The sequence below is a fragment of the Citrobacter sp. Cpo065 genome, from assembly GCF_030332805.1.
Classification (GTDB): domain Bacteria; phylum Pseudomonadota; class Gammaproteobacteria; order Enterobacterales; family Enterobacteriaceae; genus Citrobacter; species Citrobacter portucalensis.
Window position 1 is genome coordinate 454,729 of record NZ_JAOWHC010000035.1, and the last position, 18,087, is coordinate 472,815.

The window sequence follows — 18,087 nt, forward strand, 5'->3', positions numbered from 1 at the left end:
TTAAGCAATTCGGCAGGCGTCGGCTTCCCAGCGATACCCCACGCCATAGACCGCGCGGATAAACGACTGCTCGGTATCCAGCGACTCCAGCTTGCGTCGCAGGTTCTTAATATGGCTGTCGATGGTGCGGTCGGTAACGACGCGGTAATCGTCATAGAGATGATTGAGCAACTGTTCACGGGAGAACACTTTACCCGGCTCATGTGACAACGTTTTAAGTAAGCGGAATTCGGCGGGCGTTAAATCGAGCATCTTCCCACGCCAGGAGGCCTGAAAACGGCTTTCATCGACGATAAGCGGGCTGTCTGCATCCATTTGTTGCAGTTCGCGCTGCGGTTTGCAGCGGCGCAGGATCGTTTTTACGCGCGCGACAACTTCGCGCGGGCTGTAAGGTTTACAAATATAATCATCAGCACCGATCTCCAGCCCCAGCAGGCGATCAATCTCTTCGATTTTAGCGGTTACCATCATGATGGGGACTTCTGAGAAGCGGCGGATTTCCCGACACAGAGTCAGACCGTCGGTACCGGGCAGCATCAGATCCAACAAGATCAGATCGGGCGGCGTTTGGCGCACGTAAGGCAGAACCAGGTCGCCGTGGTTGATCAGCGTAGGGGCATAGCTCGCTGCCCGCAGGTAGTCGATCAGCAGTTGCCCCAGCTTAGGCTCATCTTCCACGATCAGAATACGCGGTGTGTTTTCATCAATGGGTAACTCAGTCATACATCTCTCTGTAAATCGCGTTCCAGCGGTAACTCTACTGTAATGCTAACCCCACCAAAAGGCGAATGGGCGGCGCGGATTAGACCATTATGCGCTTGTACGATATTGACGCAAATCGCCAGCCCCAATCCGGAACCTCCGCTGGCGCGGTTGCGCGAGCCTTCGGTGCGATAAAATCGTTCAAACAGCTTCTGTAACTGCTCGTCACTTACGCCGGGAGCGGAATCAGCGAAGGTTAATAACACCATGCGTTCGCGTTGTTCGGCGCTGATATGCAACCCGCCACCGCTATCGGTGTAGCGCAGACTGTTTTCCAGCAGGTTGTTGAACAACTGCATCAGACGATCCCTGTCACCAAATACCGTCATGCTGTCGGGGAGCGAAAGCTGTATGGTCAATCCACGGCTGGAGAAGCGTTCACGAAATGCGCCGCTTGCCACTTCCAATAGGGGGATGAGGTCCAGCGATGTTTTCTGGTAGGCCAGCGCGCCTTCATCTGACATGGAGAGCTGATGAAGGTCGTCAACCAGTTTGGTGAGCGTACCGACTTCAGCCTGCAACGAGGCAACGGAGTCAGGGGTAAACTGGCGGACACCATCCTGAATGGCCTCCAGTTCACCGCGCAACACCGCCAACGGCGTACGCAGTTCGTGAGAAATATCGGCCATAAAGTCACGACGCATCTGCTGGTTTTTTTCCAGTGTACTGGCGAGCTGGTTGAAGTCCTGCGCCAGCTTGCCCAGCTCATCCGTACTGGTTGGCGTAACGCGAGTGGTGAAATCGCCCGCCGCCAGTTTGTGCGTGCCTTCCACCAACCGCTTAACCGGGGCCAGCAGGCTGCGCGCCAGCGTAAACGTCGCCAGCGCGGCCAGGATCGTGGAGAGCGCAACGATAAGCCAGCTGGATCGTCGTTGCTGCATGTCGAAATTGATATCCGTATTCCGCGTTAAGCGTTCCACAGGAGAGGCAATCACGGCGCCCACTTCGCTACCGTTAACGCGTATGGGATGGCGCATGCCGTCGCGAGGAACTGGGCCGCGCGGGCCGACAAGCACACGGGCGTTTTGGTCGACAACCCAAAACTGTGTACGCCAGCCGTGCGGCGGCATGCCTGGACCCGGTTTATCATCGTCGTTGTCGTGTTCAAAAGAGCGCAGGATCTGGAAAACAAAACGATCGTTATTGCGTAAGAATCGCCAGTTGCCGTGCTGCTCGTACTGCTCGCTTAATGCGTCGCTGAGCATTTGCAGCCGCTGCTCGTTGCCGTGCTTGATATAGTCAATAAAACCACGTTCGAAGCTAATGCGTACGGCCCAGTGCATGCTGATCAGCAACACAATGCAGGTGGCGAAAATCGCCAGAAACAGTTTGCCGGTGATACCGGGCCGCCAGAACTTCATCAGGTGCTCCTTTTGCGCCGTGAAATCACCGCGTTGGTTTGCGTGTCGTTCGGCACGCGGGCAAAAATAATGGCGGGCAGCGCAATAATGAAGGCGATGCACAGCCAGGTATACATAAAGACGGTATGCGTACTTCCGCTGTCGATGGCGATATGCTGTTGGCCGAACATGCCCAGCAGCAGGCCTGCGATGGTCACACCAATACTCATCGATAGCTGCATGATCATCGACAGCAGGCTGTTACCGCTGCTGGCCAGATCGTCAGGCAGATCTTTTAACGTAAGCGTGTTCATGGATGAAAAACGCGTTGAGTTGACCATTCCCTGTAAAAACAGCACGAAGGGCAGGGCGTAATACCAGCCCAGCAGTGCCGTGGTCATTAGCAACAGACTGACCAGCGACAGGCCAAGCGTAGTGGTAATCAGCACACGACGGTAACCAAAGCGGTTAACGACCTGCACCACAATGCGCTTCATGCCCATACTGCCCAGCACCATCGGGATCATCATCAGCCCGGCATGAAAAGGTGAAAAACCGAGGCCAATCTGTAAAAACACCGGCGTCATAAACGGCAACATGCCGCTGCCGATGCGTCCGGCAAAACTGCCGAACAGACCTAGCGAGAAGGTTGGTGTGCGAAACAGATTCAGGCTGAATAGCGCACGTGGATTACGATGGGCGTGTTTCAGATACAGCGCAATAGCCAATACCCCGCAGATAACCAGCGCCGCCAGCGTGATACTGGAGAGGCCGGTTCCTTTGCTGCCATCGAGCGCCAGCGTCAGTACCGCCATGCCGACCGCCAGCATCGCGAACCCTGAGAGGTCGAAACGTCGGGTTTGCATGGTGTAGTTGGGCATCAGCATTAACGTCGCTATTGCGCCGACAATGCCTACCGGAATGTTAATCAAAAATATCCAGTGCCAGGAGGCGTATTCAACCAGAATTCCGCCTAACGCCGGGCCCAGCAGCGGGCCGATTTGACCGGGTAAAGTGACAAACGTCATCGCCGCCATATATTGCTCACGCGGGACGATTTTCATCACCGTTAGCCTGCCGACCGGCACCATCATCGCGCCGCCAACGCCTTGTAAGACGCGCGCCATCACCAGTTCGTTGAGCGTGCTGGACCCGGCACAAAACAGCGAGCCAAGCGTAAACAGGATGATGGCGGTGAAGAAGATATTACGCACGCCAACTTTGTCCGCCAGCCATCCGCTGGCGGGCAGCATCACGGCAACAGTTAAAACATATGACACAATGACCATATGCATGTGTAACGGGCTTTCCCCGAGGCTTGCCGCCATCGAGGGAAGCGCGGTGTTAACGATGGTGGTATCCAGCGACTGCATAAAAAAGCCAAATGCCACAATCCAAAGTTGCCAGCGGGTGCTGTCGGGAAGTTCTGTCATAACTCTGCTACCGGTTTGCTGTTTTTACGCGAAAAACGCAGACGCAGACGGTCGAAAAAGAGATAGACCACGGGCGTGGTGTACAGCGTCAGGAGCTGACTCACGACCAGCCCACCGACAATGGTTATCCCCAAAGGCTGACGCAGTTCAGAGCCATCTCCTGCGGATAATACCAACGGCAACGCGCCAAACAACGCCGCCAGCGTGGTCATCATTATTGGGCGAAAGCGCAACAGGCAGGCCTGGAAAATAGCTTCTTCCGGCTGTAGTTTGCCGTTTCTCTGCGCTTCCAGCGCAAAATCGACCATCATGATGGCGTTTTTCTTCACAATGCCAATTAATAGCATGATCCCTATCAGGGCGATTAGGCTGAACGGGGCATTGAACAGTTCCAGCGCCAGCAACGCCCCGACGCCAGCCGAAGGTAGCGTGGAGAGAATGGTCAGCGGATGGACATAGCTTTCATACAGCATCCCCAGCACGATATAGACCGTGGCGATGGCGGCGATAATCAGGATCACCTGCGAATTCATGGTGTCCTGAAATACCTGTGCGGTACCGGCAAAGCTACCGCGAACCGTGGAAGGGACGCCGAGCTGGGTCATGGTTCTGTTGATGGCCTCTGTCGCTTCTGACAGTGAAGAACCTGTCGGCAGGTTAAACGACACGGTTGAGGCGGCAGACAAGCCCTGATGGTTCACAGACAGTGGCGCATTCGCCGGCTGCCATTTAGCAAAGTACGATAACGGGATCGCTTTACCGTCATTGTTGATGACGAACATTTTGTCCAGTGCGCTGATGTCCTGGGTGTAACGTCGATCGACCTCCATCACCACTTTGTACTGGTTCATCGGTTGATAGATGGTAGAGATCTGTCGTTGTCCGAAAGCATTATTCAACAGGCTGTTGGCGGCTGCCACGTCGATCCCCAGACGAGACATGGTGTCGCGATCGTAAATCAGATTCATCTCCGCGCCATTGTCTTGCTGATCGGAGTTGACGTCTGCCAGTTGGGGCAGGGCGGCAAGCGCCTTACGGATCTTCGGTTCCCACTCACGCAACGCCGCGAGATCGTCGGACAGCAATGTGTATTGATAGCTGGCGTTGGCCTGGCGTCCACCAACGCGAATATCTTGCACCGCCATTAAAAACAGATTCGCACCTGGCTCTTTTGAAAGCGCGACGCGCAGGCGGTCGATCACCTGTTGAGCGGTTTCACGGCGTTCATCGCGTGGCTTGAGGGTAATAAACATCATCCCGCTGTTGACCCGCGAACCACCGGTAAAACCGGTGACGTTATTCACCGCCGGGTCGTCGCGGATGATCTTCATAAAGTCCTGCAGTTTGCCGCGCATCGCCTGAAATGAGATGCTCTGGTCGGCCTGGATCCCACCCATCAATACGCCGGTATCCTGCTCCGGGAAGAAGGTTTTGGGGATGGAAATATAAAGCCAGATATTCAGCGCGATGGTGCCAAGTAACACCACGCCTACCAGCCGCGTATGGCGTAGCACCCATTTAAGCGAGGTGCCGTAACTCTGTTGCAGCGCCACTAGCACACGACCAAAACCCCGCTTGCGAGACTGTTCGCGCGGGATGCTGGATTTGAGCATCCAGCCGCACATCATTGGCGTTAATGTCAGCGACACCAGCAGCGAGATACCGATAGCAACCGACAGCGTGACGGCAAATTCGCGCAGCAAGCGCCCAGGCAATCCGCCCATTAACAGCAGTGGCAGGAACACCGCCACCAGCGACAGACTCATGGAGAGCACGGTGAATCCCACTTCGCGCGTACCCTGTAACGCCGCCTGGAGCGGCTTCATTCCTGCTTCCAGGTGGCGGGCAATATTTTCCAGCACCACGATGGCGTCATCGACGACAAATCCCGTAGCAATGGTGAGCGCCATCAACGACAGGTTGTTCAGGCTGAATCCGCACAGATACATGGCGGCAAAGGTACCGATCAGCGAGACCGGAACAGCTACCGCGGGGATCAGCGTCGCGCGCCCGGAGCGCAGGAAAATAAAGACCACCAGGATAACCAGCGCCACGGAGATAATCAGCGTCTGTTCGACTTCTTCCAGCGAGGCGCGAATAGTCGGCGAGCGGTCCTGGGCGATTTGCAGATCGATGGCGGCCGGGACCAGCGTTTGTAACTCCGGCAATTTGGCGCGAATGCTGTCTACCGTCTGAATGATATTGGCTTCCGGTAGCTTGCGGATCATCAGCAGAATGGCCGGTTTGGCATTGGTCATCCCCGCGTTGCGTACGTCCTGCACCGAGTCGGTTACAGACGCAACGTCGCCCAGTCGCACCGCCGCGCCGTTATTGTAGTGGATGATAATCGGCTGGTATTCGGCGGCGGTTTTCAGCTCATCGTTGGTTTGTACCTGCCAACGGTGGGTATCATTCTCGATAGCGCCCTGCGGCTTACGCACATTGGCGTTGTCAATTGCGCTACGCACGTCGTCCAGCGACACGCCCTGGTTAAACAGTGCCTGCGGATTGAGCCCTACACGCACCGCAGGCAGTGAGCTGCCTCCAACGTCCACGTCGCCCACACCGTCAATTTGCGCGATGGTTTGCGCCAGTTGTGTTGATGCGAAATCGTACAATTCACCTTGCGAGTACGTGTCCGACGTTAGCGTCAGGATCATGATTGGCGCATCGGAAGGGTTGGCTTTGCGATACGTTGGTCGGCTCGGCATCCCGCTGGGTAGCAGGCTTTGCGCCGCGTTAATTGCGGCCTGAACGTCCCGCGCCGCGCCATTGATGTCACGGTCGAATTTGAATTCGAGAATAATACGCGTACTGCCAAGTGAACTGCTTGATGTCATTTCGTTCACGCCCGCAATGCGCCCCAGCGAGCGCTCCAGCGGAGTTGCGACCGAGGACGCCATCGTTTCGGGTGAGGCACCGGGTAACGATGCGCTGACCATGATCACCGGAAAATCCACCTGCGGTAGCGGAGCGACCGGCAGCAGACGAAATCCGAGTATGCCGCACAGGGTGATGGCCACCGAAATGAGAATGGTCGCCACCGGACGATGAATGAAAAGCGCAAAAAATTTCATTTACGCTTCCTCTTCCTGGCGCGGGAAGCGGCTTTTCACATACAGCGACAAACGGTCAAACAGCAGATAAATCACCGGGGTGGTAAACAGGGTTAATACCTGGCTTACCAGCAGGCCGCCGACCATACCAATTCCTAATGGGCGGCGTAATTCGGCACCTACGCCGGTACTTAACATCAGCGGCAAGGCGCCGAGCAGTGCTGCCAGCGTGGTCATCAGAATTGGGCGAAAACGCAGCAGACACGCCTGGAAGATGGCTTCGCGCGGTGCCATGCCCTGTTCGCGCTCTGCAGCCAGGGCGAAGTCGATCATCATGATGGCGTTTTTCTTGACGATACCGATGAGCAAAATAATGCCGATAATCGCGATGACGTCCAGTTCGCTCCCGGCAATCATTAACGCCAGAAGCGCCCCGACGCCCGCCGTCGGCAGCGTGGAGAGAATAGTAATTGGGTGAATAAAGCTCTCATACAGCACGCCGAGGACGATATACATCGCGACAACCGCAGCCACAATCAACCAGATGGTATTTCCCAGCGCAGCCTGGAAGGCGAGCGTGCTGCCCTGGAACTGGGTGGTAATATTTGCGGGCAGGTTAAGCGTTTTTTCGGTATCCAGAATGGCCTGTACCGCATCACCCAGCGACCACTCGTCTGGCACGTTGAACGAGATGGTGGTGACCGGGAACTGATCGAGGTGGTTAATCGACAGCGGGGCGAAACGCTGTTCAATGTTTGCTATCGCGCTGAGCGGTACCATGCCGCCGTCGCTACTGGTCAGACGAATTGTATCCAGTGCCGCAAGCCCTGGCGTATTGTTGGTGTCATGTTCTAACACCACGCGATACTGATTTGCCTGGGTGTAGATGGTTGAAATCAGTCGCTGGCCGAAGGCGTTGTACAGGGCGTTGTCGACATCTGACATGCTGATGCCCAAACGGCTGGCGCTGTCGCGATTGACGTTCACATACGCTACCAGCCCTTTGTCCTGCCAGTCGCTACTGACATCGGATAGTTGCGGTAGCTGATTTAGTTTTGCTATCAGCTGTGGAACCCAGGTGCTGAGGGCATCAAGGGATGTCGCTTGCAGCGTGAACTGATATTGCGTCCGGCTGACCTGAGTATCAATCGTCAGATCCTGAGTGGGCTGAAGATAAAGGTCAGCGCCGGGAACTCTGTCAACCGCATCCTGTAGGCGCGCAATCACTTTCTGCACCCGATCGTCGCGTTCATCCAGCGGCTTAAGGTTGATTTGTAAGCGCGCGCTGTTCAATGCCGTATTAGTGCCGTCCACACCGACAAAAGCGGTCAGGCTTTCTACCGCCGGATCTTTCAGAATGACATCTGAAACCTGACGCTGGCGCTGGGCCATGCTGGCAAATGAGCTGGACTGCGGTGCCTGCAGCGTGCCCTGGATAATACCGTTATCCTGGATCGGAAAGAAGCCTTTGGGGATAAAGACCCATAGCATAACGCTCAGCGCCAGCGTGCCGAGCGCAACGCTCAGCGTGAGCCACGGATGGTTGAGCACTTTCGCCAGCCAGTGGCCGTACCCGGCAATAACGCGATCAAACATGCGCTCTGAGGCACGGGAGAAGCGGTTTTGCTTACGCAATGAGGCCTGATTCAGCATACGCGCGCACATCATCGGCGTAAGAGTGAGCGAGACAACGGCGGAAATCAGAATCGCCACGGCCAGCGTCACAGCGAACTCCCGGAATAATCGACCTACGATATCACCCATAAATAGCAGTGGGATCAGTACGGCGATCAGTGAAAATGTCAGAGAGATGATGGTAAAACCAATCTCGCCCGCGCCCTTCAGGGCAGCAGTCAGCGGTTTTTCGCCTTTTTCGATATAGCGTGAAATATTCTCGATAACCACGATAGCGTCATCCACCACAAAACCTGTCGCAATGGTTAGCGCCATGAGGGTCAGGTTGTTGATGGAGAAATCAAGAAATACCATCACCGCGAAAGTACCGATTAACGATAACGGTACGGCGACTGCAGGAATAATAGTTGCCGGAATATTGCGCAAAAACAGGTAGATAATCATGACTACCAGCGCAATCGCCAGCATCAATTCAAATTGGGTATCCGCTACGGACGCACGAATATTGGTTGTACGATCGGAAAGTACGCTGACCTTAACCGATTTGGGCAGGCTCTCGGTGAGCTGCGGCAGCATCTGGCGGATACTGTCTGCCGTGGAGATGATGTTTGCGCCAGGTTGGCGCTGAACATTCATTACTATAGCTTGTTGCTTATTGGCCCATGCGCCCAGCCAGCTGTTTTCGGCCCCTTGCTCAACGGTGGCGACATCGCCCAGACGAACCGGCGCACCGTTTTTATAGGCAACAATGAGCTGACGATATTCATCCGCGGACTGCATCTGGTCGTTGGCTGAAAGGGTAACGGCACGCGTTGGACCATCAAGACTCCCTTTTGCCGAATTGACGTTGGCACCGGTAATGGCCGTACGGATGGTTTCGCTGGTCAGACCGAGTGCGGCAATGGCCTGAGCGTTAAGCTTCACGCGGACCGCCGGACGTTGCCCACCGGAAAGTGTTACCAGGCCCACGCCGGATACCTGAGAGATTTTCTGCGCGACGCGGGTTTCGACCATATCTTCCACCTGCGTCATCGGCATGGCGCTGGATGTGACCGCCAGCGTCATGATCGGCGGATCTGCCGGGTTTACCTTGCTGTAGACCGGAGGGTTAGGGAGATCGCTGGGTAATAAATTGGTGGCGGCGTTAATCGCGGCCTGAACTTCCTGCTCGGCAACATCCAACGGGAGCGTCAGTTGAAACTGTAACGTAACGACCGATGCGCCACCGGAGCTTTGTGATGACATCTGTTTTAAGCCAGACATCTGCCCAAACTGACGTTCAAGCGGTGCGGTGACCGCCGAGGTCATGACATCCGGGCTGGCACCGGGGTAGAGCGTAACGACCTGAATCGTGGGGTAATCCACTTCAGGTAAGGCGGCGATTGGCAGGAAGCGATAACCGATAATTCCGGCAAGCAAAATCGCGACCATCAGCAGCGTGGTGGCGACGGGGCGCAGAATAAACAGGCGCGATGGTCCGCCTGTGTTGTCCGGAGGTAACACCTGCATCAGGAGTTAGCTCCTTTTTTGCCGTATCCGCGTGGCGCTGTTTTCTCGTCCTGAACAGAGGCATCGTGCGCCTCAACGACTTCGACTTTTGCGCCTTCCGTCAGACGATCAATACCGTCGGTCACGACCCGATCGCCCGCAGACAACCCGGCAGTAATCACCACTTTTTGGCTATCCTGAATTCCCGGTTTAACCAGGTGTTTGCTCACTTTGTTATCGCTGTTCAGCACCCAGACAAAATGGCCTTCGTTACCCATTTGCAGGGCGGCAGTTGGGATCACAACGGCATTTTGTTGTGTGTCGACCAGCATGCGGGCGTTAACGAACTGGTTAGGGAATAAAGCATCATCCTGATTGTTAAAACGAGCCTTAACTTTGATTGTTCCGGTGGTGGCATCAATCTGATTGTCGAGACTGAGCAGGACACCTTCGCTCAGCTTTTGCGAATTGGTTCGGTCCCAGGCTTCGACCTTCAGCTGGCTCCCCGATTTTTGTGCCTGCAACACGGTAGCAATGTCGTTTTCAGGCAACGTAAATATCAGGTCGATGGGATGCGTTTGCGTAATGACGACGATTCCGGTGGTATCGCCGCTGGAAATTTGGTTACCGACATCGACCTGTTTCAGGCCGACACGACCATCGACAGGTGCGGTTATCCGGCTCCAGTCGAGCTGCAACTGAGCGCTGGCGACGCTGGCTTCATCTGCTTTGATTGTGCCTAACGTCTCATTGACCAACGCCTGCTGGGCGTCCAGCTCCTGACGGGAGACCAGATTGGTTTTAACCAACTGTTGATAGCGGGCAAGATCGCGACGGGCATTCGCCAGTGTGGCTTTATCTTTTGCCAGTTGTCCCTGCGCCTGAGCCAGAGCAACTTTGAATTGGCTGGGATCTATTTCTGCTAGCAGGTCACCGGCTTTAACCTGTTGTCCTTCCTCAAAGTGTAAGGCGATGAGTTGACCATCCACCCGACTACGCACCGTGGCGGTATTTGCGGCAGTAACGGTCCCCAGCCCTGTCAGGTAACGTGGCACGGCTTCCTCGGTGGCGGTGGCAGCCTGCACGGGAGCCAACGGTCCGGAGCGCATTCCACGCCGTCCTGACCCCGCAGTGTGCTGCGCGGGTTTGGTTGCGCCCGGTGCGGTTCCCTGGGATGCGCTACGGCTTTGCCAGAACCAGATGGCGGCGACGGCGGCCACGACGATCACGATTGCTATCACCCAGCGGGATTTATTACTGCCTTTCATTGTTATGAGTTTCTCATCCTGAAACGATTCGCGGAATGATACTAGTTTAGCCAGCGAACAAGGGAGAAAAATGGAGGAATTATGAAACACTGTCGGGATTCGTCTGAATGCTGACGCGGCTTTGCGAGGCGTTACGCAACAATCGGTGGTGAAGATAGCGAATACGCAATTGTGCGATAGAGTGCTGACAAGGCAAAAAGGAGGAAAGCCAGAGATTTCAGCGGGACGCTGGAACGGGAAAGCCCCTCCCGAGGAAGGGGCCAAAATAAGGAAAGGGTTATGATGAAGTACGTCATCATACTGGTGATACTCTTAGTCATTAGCTTACCGGCTTACTAAGACACCAGGGGGAGGGGAAACCTTCCCTAACCCTCACTCCTGAAAATAAGCCACAGCAAGGATGATGTCAATACGCACACTTTTCAGCATGCGAGCGGCTTAGCGGAAAACAACGTCAGCCCAGCGGGCCAGCCCGGCGGTGACAGAACCGAAGTCATCGCCACCCGCGATAGGGATCCCGGGAAGCTGCTGGGCGAGGGCTTTTTTAATCAGCGGCGAACGCGCGCTGCCGCCGGTCAGATAAATCACGTCTGGTTTTTCCTGTGCGTTGTCCAGCGCCAGCTGGACCTGCTCGAGAATACGCGCCAGGGGCTGATTGAGCGCAGCTTCCAGTCCGTGTTGATTGATATCGGTTGCCAGCGTGTCGCTGATAAACGGTATCGCCGCCGTTACAATAGTCTGGTCGGAAAGTGCGATTTTGCTCTCTTCTGCACTGCGCACCAGGCGATAGCTCAGACGCTCGCGCCAGACTTTAAGCAGCAGAGCGACTTTATCGGCTTCTCTCGCGTCGCGGACAAGATCGTTGAGCAGTCGACCGTTGGCGCTGCTATAGAAATCACTTTGCGCGGGAACGTCGTTGATTGCGACCGCGTTCCACCACGGGAGAATCGGTAAGGCGATACCTTTTTCTGTCTCACCGCCCATACCTAGCAGTGGCATCAGGTGTTTAAACGCCAGCGCGATATCCAGATCGTTCCCGCCTACGCGGCAGCCACTGTGTCCCAGCAGGCTGTTTTCGCGATCGGCACGCTGATGCCATTGCGGCCCCATCAGCAGCAGCGAACAGTCGGTCGTACCCCCGCCGATATCCACCACCAACACGCGTTTTTCTTCCTGCAGCGTCGCTTCGTAATCCAGTCCCGCCGCTACCGGCTCGTACTGGAAGACGACATCCTGAAAACCGGCGCGTTTGGCCGCACGTTCAAGAATACCCTGCGCCTGGGTGTTGGCGTCATCGCCACCTAATCCCTGGAAGTTGATGGGCCGACCAATCACGGCCTGAGTGATAGCTTCCGGCAGCTGGCTTTGCGCCTGGTTGCGAATGTGCAGCATCATTGCACAGACCAGATCTTCAAACAGCGCAACCTGCTGCGGCTTCAGACCGCTGGCGCCCAAAAATGATTTTGGCGATTTAACGAAGTACACCTCTTCCGGGTCTTCAATATACTGACCCAGCGATGCCAGACCGAACTGTACGCTGTTGGCGTTAACGTCGATATCTTCTTCGCGGTTGTAGCGCATCGCACGGCGAAGCAGCGCCTGCGTTTCATCGTCCGTAGTTGGGATGTCATGATGGCGATACAGCCACTCGCTAACCGCTTCGCGCGTTGGTGCGCACAGCATTGAGGGTAGCAGCGTGCTGTTATTTTCCATTTTGAGCAGGTGGGGCTGCCCGTCACGCATAACGGCCACTGAACAGTTTGCCGTACCGTAGTCAAAACCAATAAACACCGTAAAAATCCCCATGCCAGTGAAGAAGGGGCGTGACTTTAACGAATAGTTGACGCCCCGACAACTGGAATATGAAAGCAAGGCGTACTGATTGAATACCGTTTATGCTGTAGGTTTGCGTAAAAAGGAAAACTGAATGTTCACGCTGAGCTGGCAACCGCCTTATGATTGGCCCTGGATGCTGGGGTTTCTTGCCGCCCGTGCGGTTGAAGGTGTCGAAACCGTAGAGGAACTGAGCTATGTCAGAAGCCTGTGCGTAGGGGGGCATCGTGGTCTGGTGCGCGTTGTCCCGGATCTGCACGCCAACGTGCTACACGTGACATTGAGCACAGGGTTACAGCCGGTCGCCTCCGAGTGTCTGGCAAAAATAACGCGCTTGTTCGATCTTGGCTGTTGCCCGCAGCAAATTATCGCCGCGCTGGGTAGCCTCGGTGCGGCGCGTCCGGGACTGCGCCTGCCGGGATGTGTCGATGCGTTTGAGCAAGGGGTACGGGCGATTTTAGGGCAGTTAGTCAGCGTATTGATGGCCGCTAAACTGACGGCGAAAGTGGCGCACGCTTACGGGGAAGCGCTGGAGGATGCGCCCGAGTATGTGTGTTTTCCTACGCCGGAAGCGCTTGCCAATGCCGATCCGCTGCACCTGAAAGCGTTAGGAATGCCGCTCAAACGCGCTGAGGCGTTGATCCACCTGGCTCATGCAACCCTTGAAGGAACGCTCGCGACAACAGCCCCTGCCGATATCGAACAAGGCGTTAAGCAGCTACAAACGTTTCCCGGGATAGGGCGCTGGACCGCCAACTATTTCGCGCTACGTGGTTGGCAGGCGAAGGACGTTTTTCTGCCGGATGATTATCTGATTAAACAGCGTTTTCCCGGCATGACACCGGCCCAGATCCGACGGTATGCAGAGCGCTGGAAACCCTGGCGCTCCTATGCCCTGTTGCATATCTGGTATACGGATGGCTGGCAGCCGTCAGTTGATGGCGAAATTACTGGTATTCAGTAACAGATCCAGTGGTTGGGCGTCGGCAATAATATCGCCATAAATCATATCAACACCGATGCCAGAAAGCGTATCCATGATGAGTGGCAACTGCACCGGACCGGCGATAGTTTTTATGTCCAGGCGCTGGGCATGACCCTGAATAATGGACATCCACATTTCGTCGATCAGGTTGCCGGGAGCGCTGGCACTTAGCTCGCTGTCGAGCAACAGGTAATCGACAATGCGATATTTCAGGTTGTCAAAGAGCTCTAAATCGCGACCAACCTGACTTAATACAATTCGACAACCGTACTGACGCAGTCGATGCAGGGCGGATATAGCCTGCGTTGGGTTGGTTTTGAAGACGCTTGCCGGAACGGTCAGATGCAGCAATCGCGGCGGTAGTGGACTGCGTTGCAAGTGCTCCAGCAGCTCATCGATAAGTTCTGTGTTGAGCAGGCCGACGGCGGAAAGGGGCAGGGCAATACTGAGGCCCTTACTGGCTACTGCTTGGGCAGAGTTCTGGAAGAACTCGCTAAATACCCGACGGTCAAGCGCCTTGCTTAACGCGGGATCGACCAGCCCGGCGCGGAAGGCTTGCTCCTCAATGGCTTCACCTTCAGCGGTGCCTAAGCGAAGCGAGAGAAGCCAGAAGCTAAACGTCTCCGGTATACGCGGGGAAGCCACACCTCTGGCGATCATCAGCATTGGGTTGTGCATAATGGTGTGTCTTTGCTCATCCAATGTCAGTTGACTACGCGCGGCATGACCCTGGCTTTGCTGCGGTTCATAAACGCAGACGCGTCCACGCCCACTGTTTTTCGCCGCATAACAGGCAATATCCGCTTGAGACATTACGTCGCTGGCGACATGGTTTTTCTCATCAATGAGCGTAATCCCTGCGCTGGCGCCAATACGGTGTAAGCGGCCTTCCCACATGAAGTGGTAATCATTAATGGCGCTGATGACGCGACCTGAAATAAAGCGAGCGCTTTCGATATTACAATCCGGTAGCAACAGACCAAACTCGTCGCCGCCCAGGCGTGCCAGCATATCGCTGGATCGCAACATGCTGAGCATAAGCGCTGAGAGTTCACGCAGCAGGGCATCTCCAGCGGCATGACCCGCGCTGTCGTTCACCGCTTTAAAACGATCCAGGTCGATAAAAACCAGCACATGACGCTGGTGCGTGTCGTGTACCGAATGCAGCAATTGTTTTAGATGGTTTTCGAAGCTGACCCGGTTTGCCAACTGGGTCAGGTCATCATGCGAGGCGCTGTAGCTAAGCTGGCGGAGCATCTTCCGCGACTCTGTGACGTCCTGAATAACCAACACCGAGCCAATGCTGCCGCCGTCGAGGGTGCTGAGGGGCGTGATGCTGTACTGAATGTCATAACTGTTGCCGTTACGACAATGCAGAACCACTTCCTGTTCGATTGCCGTACGTGACATGTCAGCACTGTAGATATTTTCCATCAGCGGACCGTTCTCGCCAAAAGTAATATGTAGTACCGTCAATAGCGGAATGCCGATGGCACTGTCCTGCTGCCAGCCGCTCATTTTCTCAGCAACCGGATTCATAAAGGTCACGTTCATATCGACATCAATACAAATCACCGCTTCGCCGATTGAATCCAGCGTAATGTGAAGGCGCTCTTTTTCCTGATACAGCGCTTCGTTAAGCTGCTTGACTTCGGTCATATCCATATTGATACCAAGTAAGCGTTCAACTTCACCGTCTTTATTCAGTACCCGGTTGGCCAACGAGCGGATATGGCGTATGCCATCTTTTACCGCGATACGAAACTCAAGTTTGAACGGAGCCCGTGCGGCCAGCGAATCACGAATCACATTTTCGGCGTACTCACGATCTTCGGGTACCACGCACTCATACCAGACTTGCCAACTGGGCTTGATATGCGCAGGAACTTCGTAGAGATCGAACATCCGTTTATCCCAGCTGATCACGTCAGGCTGGAGTTCCCATTCCCAGATCCCAATCCCCCCGGCTTCATTGGCGAGGGTAATGCGCTCCATCAACCGTTTGTTAATCCACTCGGTATGCTTCAGGTCGTTAATGTCCTCAACCTGCGCGATAAAATAGAGTGGGGTATTGTCGCTATGACGCACCAACGAAACGGCCAGCAACGCCCAGACGACGTCGCCCGAACGGGTGTAATAGCGTTTTTCCATGGAATAGCTATTAATCTCTCCGCGTGCCAGCATGTTCAGCTGTTCAATGTCGTTATTCAAATCTTCCGGCCAGGTTAATTGCTGGAAGGTCAGTGAACGTAACTCCTCCTGGCTATAGCCCAGAAACTGACACAAGGCTTTATTGGCCTGTAACCATTGCCCCTCGGTACCGACTAACGCCATGCCAATCGCGGAATATTCCATGGCGTTGCGAAAGCGTGACTCGCTTTCTGAAATGTGCTTGCGTTCGGCTCGAAACGCGTACATCACCATGGTCATCATATTAGCGGGCAACAGGATCATCAAAAACGGCAACCAGGGGATGTCCGTCATCATGTTCGGTTTCGGGGTGTAAAGCAGCGAAGGGTCGGCAGCCAGCATCAGCGAAACCATCATCACGGTGCTGAGGAATATTAAAAACGCCTCCATACGCGGCAGACGGACAGCGCTCCACATCAGCAGGACAATAACGCAGGTAAATGGCCATGGAATGTACATCATGGACAGCCAACTGAGCGTTAAGGTCACCAGCAGGGTAATCAGGGTCTCAAGCAATAATCGCGGGTCGCGATGGCGCAACAGGTAATGTGGTTTAAACAGTAAACCTAACGGCACCAACGCCAGTGCGCCAATGGATTCTGACAGTACCCAAATGAGAAAGGTATTTAACGACGTGTCCTTCGGCAGCAACAACCACATCAAAATGCCGCCCAACAGTGGCGGAACAACCGCGCTACCAAATGCCAGGCGCGCCCAGTCATTCAAATTTTGTAAGGGATTGTACCAGGGCAGCAGTTTACGCAATAACATTGCGCCAACAACAGCCTCAATAATGTTAATGACCGTATAGGAGAAATTAAGCGACTGTCCGGGGAAAAAAAGTAAAGAGGCGCCGATGCTACCGAATGAGCAAGCCAGCGCGATCCCTGGCCACATCTTTCCCGCGTGACGGTAAAAAGCCACCATCATGATAGAGGTTGGAAACCACAGAGGGGCAAGCTGTGCGCCGTAACGTGATAGTTCCAGCGAAAACAACGTAAAGATGAAAGCCACCAGACCTAAACTGGCCAGGCGCAGTAGAGGATGGGGTAAGGTAACTAAAACATGTTGGGATTGTTTACTCATTACCACTCTACCCAAATAGCCGTTGTCGCCCAGCAGAGATGCCGGACGCATCACATTTAATCTGGGATTATGCTAGTACAAACAATTTACAATTTATACGCCAGCTGCTCATAAATTAACACTCCCAAGCTATTAATTCCTAAGGCATGTGAATAAATATAGCGGCTGTTCTAAATCTGACCATTTTAATTTGCGACAGGGACAGCATTGGTGCAGCCTGGGGTGGCATCGCGCCGCTGAAATCCCTATAATTGCCGCGTTTGGCGTTTCGGCGCCGCCCTTCCTTACATCCAGGTTAATCAGGTCGCTAAATTTATGACTGATCAGTCCCATCAGTGCGTCATTATCGGCATTGCCGGCGCATCGGCTTCCGGCAAGAGCCTTATTGCCAGTACTCTTTATCGCGAATTGCGTGAACAAGTCGGTGACGAACATATTGGCGTTATTCCCGAAGACAGCTATTACAAAGATCAAAGCCATCTGTCGATGGAAGAACGCGTAAAAACCAACTACGACCATCCGAACGCGATGGACCACAGCCTGCTGTTTCAACATCTGCAAACGCTGAAACGCGGCTCTGCCATTGAGCTGCCGGTTTATAGCTATGTTGAGCACACGCGTACGCAAGACACTATTCATATCGAACCGAAGAAAGTCATTATCCTGGAAGGCATTTTGCTGCTGACGGATGCGCGTTTGCGCGATGAGATGAACTTTTCTATTTTTGTTGATACGCCGCTGGATATTTGTCTGATGCGCCGTATTAAGCGCGATGTGAATGAACGTGGTCGTTCAATGGATTCGGTGATGGCGCAATACCAGAAAACCGTCCGTCCAATGTTCCTGCAATTTATTGAGCCTTCAAAGCAATACGCCGACATCATTGTGCCGCGCGGGGGTAAAAACCGCATCGCCATCGATATTCTGAAGGCTAAAATCAGTCAGTTCTTTGAATAAGTTCAGCGAATTGTGTACCGTTCAGTGATAACCTGGTTCACCCTTAACGCACCT

11 protein-coding genes are annotated in these 18,087 nt (G+C 54.4%); 3 read left to right on the forward strand and 8 right to left on the reverse strand.

Annotation, left to right across the window (positions count from 1 at the left end; translation table 11 throughout):
- The 6 genes from baeR to OGY68_RS22695 are packed head-to-tail and all read right to left on the reverse strand — an operon-like array spanning window position 1 to window position 10,982.
- Window positions 1–723 (reverse strand): envelope stress response regulator BaeR, encoded by a 723-nt coding sequence (baeR, locus tag OGY68_RS22670; protein ID WP_286617522.1) that lies wholly within the window; start codon window positions 721–723, stop codon window positions 1–3.
- On the reverse strand, window positions 720–2,123 hold the full coding sequence (baeS, locus tag OGY68_RS22675; protein WP_032943945.1) for an envelope stress sensor histidine kinase BaeS: 1,404 nt from the start codon (window positions 2,121–2,123) through the stop codon (window positions 720–722). The genes baeR and baeS overlap by 4 nt, the downstream gene beginning before the upstream one ends.
- Window positions 2,123–3,535: an MFS transporter gene (locus OGY68_RS22680; RefSeq protein WP_003834276.1), complete on the reverse strand. Its 1,413-nt coding sequence runs from the start codon at window positions 3,533–3,535 to the stop codon at window positions 2,123–2,125. The genes baeS and OGY68_RS22680 overlap by 1 nt, the downstream gene beginning before the upstream one ends.
- Window positions 3,532–6,612 carry a multidrug efflux RND transporter permease subunit MdtC gene (gene mdtC, locus OGY68_RS22685; RefSeq protein ID WP_057067266.1) on the reverse strand — a complete coding sequence of 1,027 codons (3,081 nt, stop codon included), beginning with the start codon at window positions 6,610–6,612 and terminating at the stop codon, window positions 3,532–3,534. The genes OGY68_RS22680 and mdtC overlap by 4 nt, the downstream gene beginning before the upstream one ends.
- On the reverse strand, window positions 6,613–9,735 hold the full coding sequence (locus OGY68_RS22690) for an MdtB/MuxB family multidrug efflux RND transporter permease subunit (RefSeq protein ID WP_057067264.1): 3,123 nt from the start codon (window positions 9,733–9,735) through the stop codon (window positions 6,613–6,615).
- Window positions 9,735–10,982 (reverse strand): MdtA/MuxA family multidrug efflux RND transporter periplasmic adaptor subunit, encoded by a 1,248-nt coding sequence (locus OGY68_RS22695; protein WP_057067263.1) that lies wholly within the window; start codon window positions 10,980–10,982, stop codon window positions 9,735–9,737. Before OGY68_RS22695 ends, OGY68_RS22690 begins: the two co-directional genes overlap by 1 nt.
- Before the next feature lie 279 nt (window positions 10,983–11,261).
- Between OGY68_RS22695 and OGY68_RS22700 the strand changes: the two genes are divergently transcribed.
- Window positions 11,262–11,321: a type I toxin-antitoxin system Ibs family toxin gene (locus tag OGY68_RS22700; protein ID WP_106672390.1), complete on the forward strand. Its 60-nt coding sequence runs from the start codon at window positions 11,262–11,264 to the stop codon at window positions 11,319–11,321.
- 99 nt (window positions 11,322–11,420) lie between these two features.
- Here OGY68_RS22700 and yegD read toward each other — a convergent pair whose 3' ends face one another.
- The gene (yegD, locus tag OGY68_RS22705) at window positions 11,421–12,773 is read right to left on the reverse strand and encodes a molecular chaperone (protein WP_032943940.1); all 1,353 of its coding nucleotides are present in this window, start codon (window positions 12,771–12,773) and stop codon (window positions 11,421–11,423) included.
- Between the two features lie 136 nt (window positions 12,774–12,909).
- Here yegD and alkA point away from each other — a divergent pair, with 136 nt between their 5' ends.
- Complete coding sequence (alkA, locus tag OGY68_RS22710) at window positions 12,910–13,779, forward strand: DNA-3-methyladenine glycosylase 2 (RefSeq protein ID WP_234692127.1); 870 nt, start codon at window positions 12,910–12,912, stop codon at window positions 13,777–13,779.
- On the opposite strand, the gene OGY68_RS22715 is transcribed toward alkA, so the two are convergent.
- Window positions 13,747–17,076, reverse strand: a complete 3,330-nt coding sequence (locus OGY68_RS22715) for a diguanylate cyclase (protein WP_057067281.1) — start codon at window positions 17,074–17,076, stop codon at window positions 13,747–13,749. The genes alkA and OGY68_RS22715 overlap by 33 nt on opposite strands.
- Window positions 17,077–17,391: 315 nt before the next feature.
- Here OGY68_RS22715 and udk point away from each other — a divergent pair, with 315 nt between their 5' ends.
- Entirely contained in the window at window positions 17,392–18,033 is a 642-nt protein-coding gene (gene udk / locus OGY68_RS22720) for a uridine kinase (RefSeq protein ID WP_003036776.1), read from the forward strand.
- The last annotated feature ends 54 nt before the right edge of the window (window positions 18,034–18,087 follow it).

Bases quoted from the DNA above. Each gene is read 5' to 3' on its own strand.
- baeR (WP_286617522.1), bottom strand. From the start codon at position 723: ATGACTGAGTTACCCATTGATGAAAACACACCGCGTATTCTGATCGTG.
- baeS (WP_032943945.1), bottom strand. From the start codon at position 2,123: ATGAAGTTCTGGCGGCCCGGTATCACCGGCAAACTGTTTCTGGCGATT.
- OGY68_RS22680 (WP_003834276.1), bottom strand. From the start codon at position 3,535: ATGACAGAACTTCCCGACAGCACCCGCTGGCAACTTTGGATTGTGGCA.
- mdtC (WP_057067266.1), bottom strand. From the start codon at position 6,612: ATGAAATTTTTTGCGCTTTTCATTCATCGTCCGGTGGCGACCATTCTC.
- OGY68_RS22690 (WP_057067264.1), bottom strand. From the start codon at position 9,735: ATGCAGGTGTTACCTCCGGACAACACAGGCGGACCATCGCGCCTGTTT.
- OGY68_RS22695 (WP_057067263.1), bottom strand. From the start codon at position 10,982: ATGAAAGGCAGTAATAAATCCCGCTGGGTGATAGCAATCGTGATCGTC.
- alkA (WP_234692127.1), top strand. From the start codon at position 12,910: ATGTTCACGCTGAGCTGGCAACCGCCTTATGATTGGCCCTGGATGCTG.
- OGY68_RS22715 (WP_057067281.1), bottom strand. From the start codon at position 17,076: ATGAGTAAACAATCCCAACATGTTTTAGTTACCTTACCCCATCCTCTA.
- udk (WP_003036776.1), top strand. From the start codon at position 17,392: ATGACTGATCAGTCCCATCAGTGCGTCATTATCGGCATTGCCGGCGCA.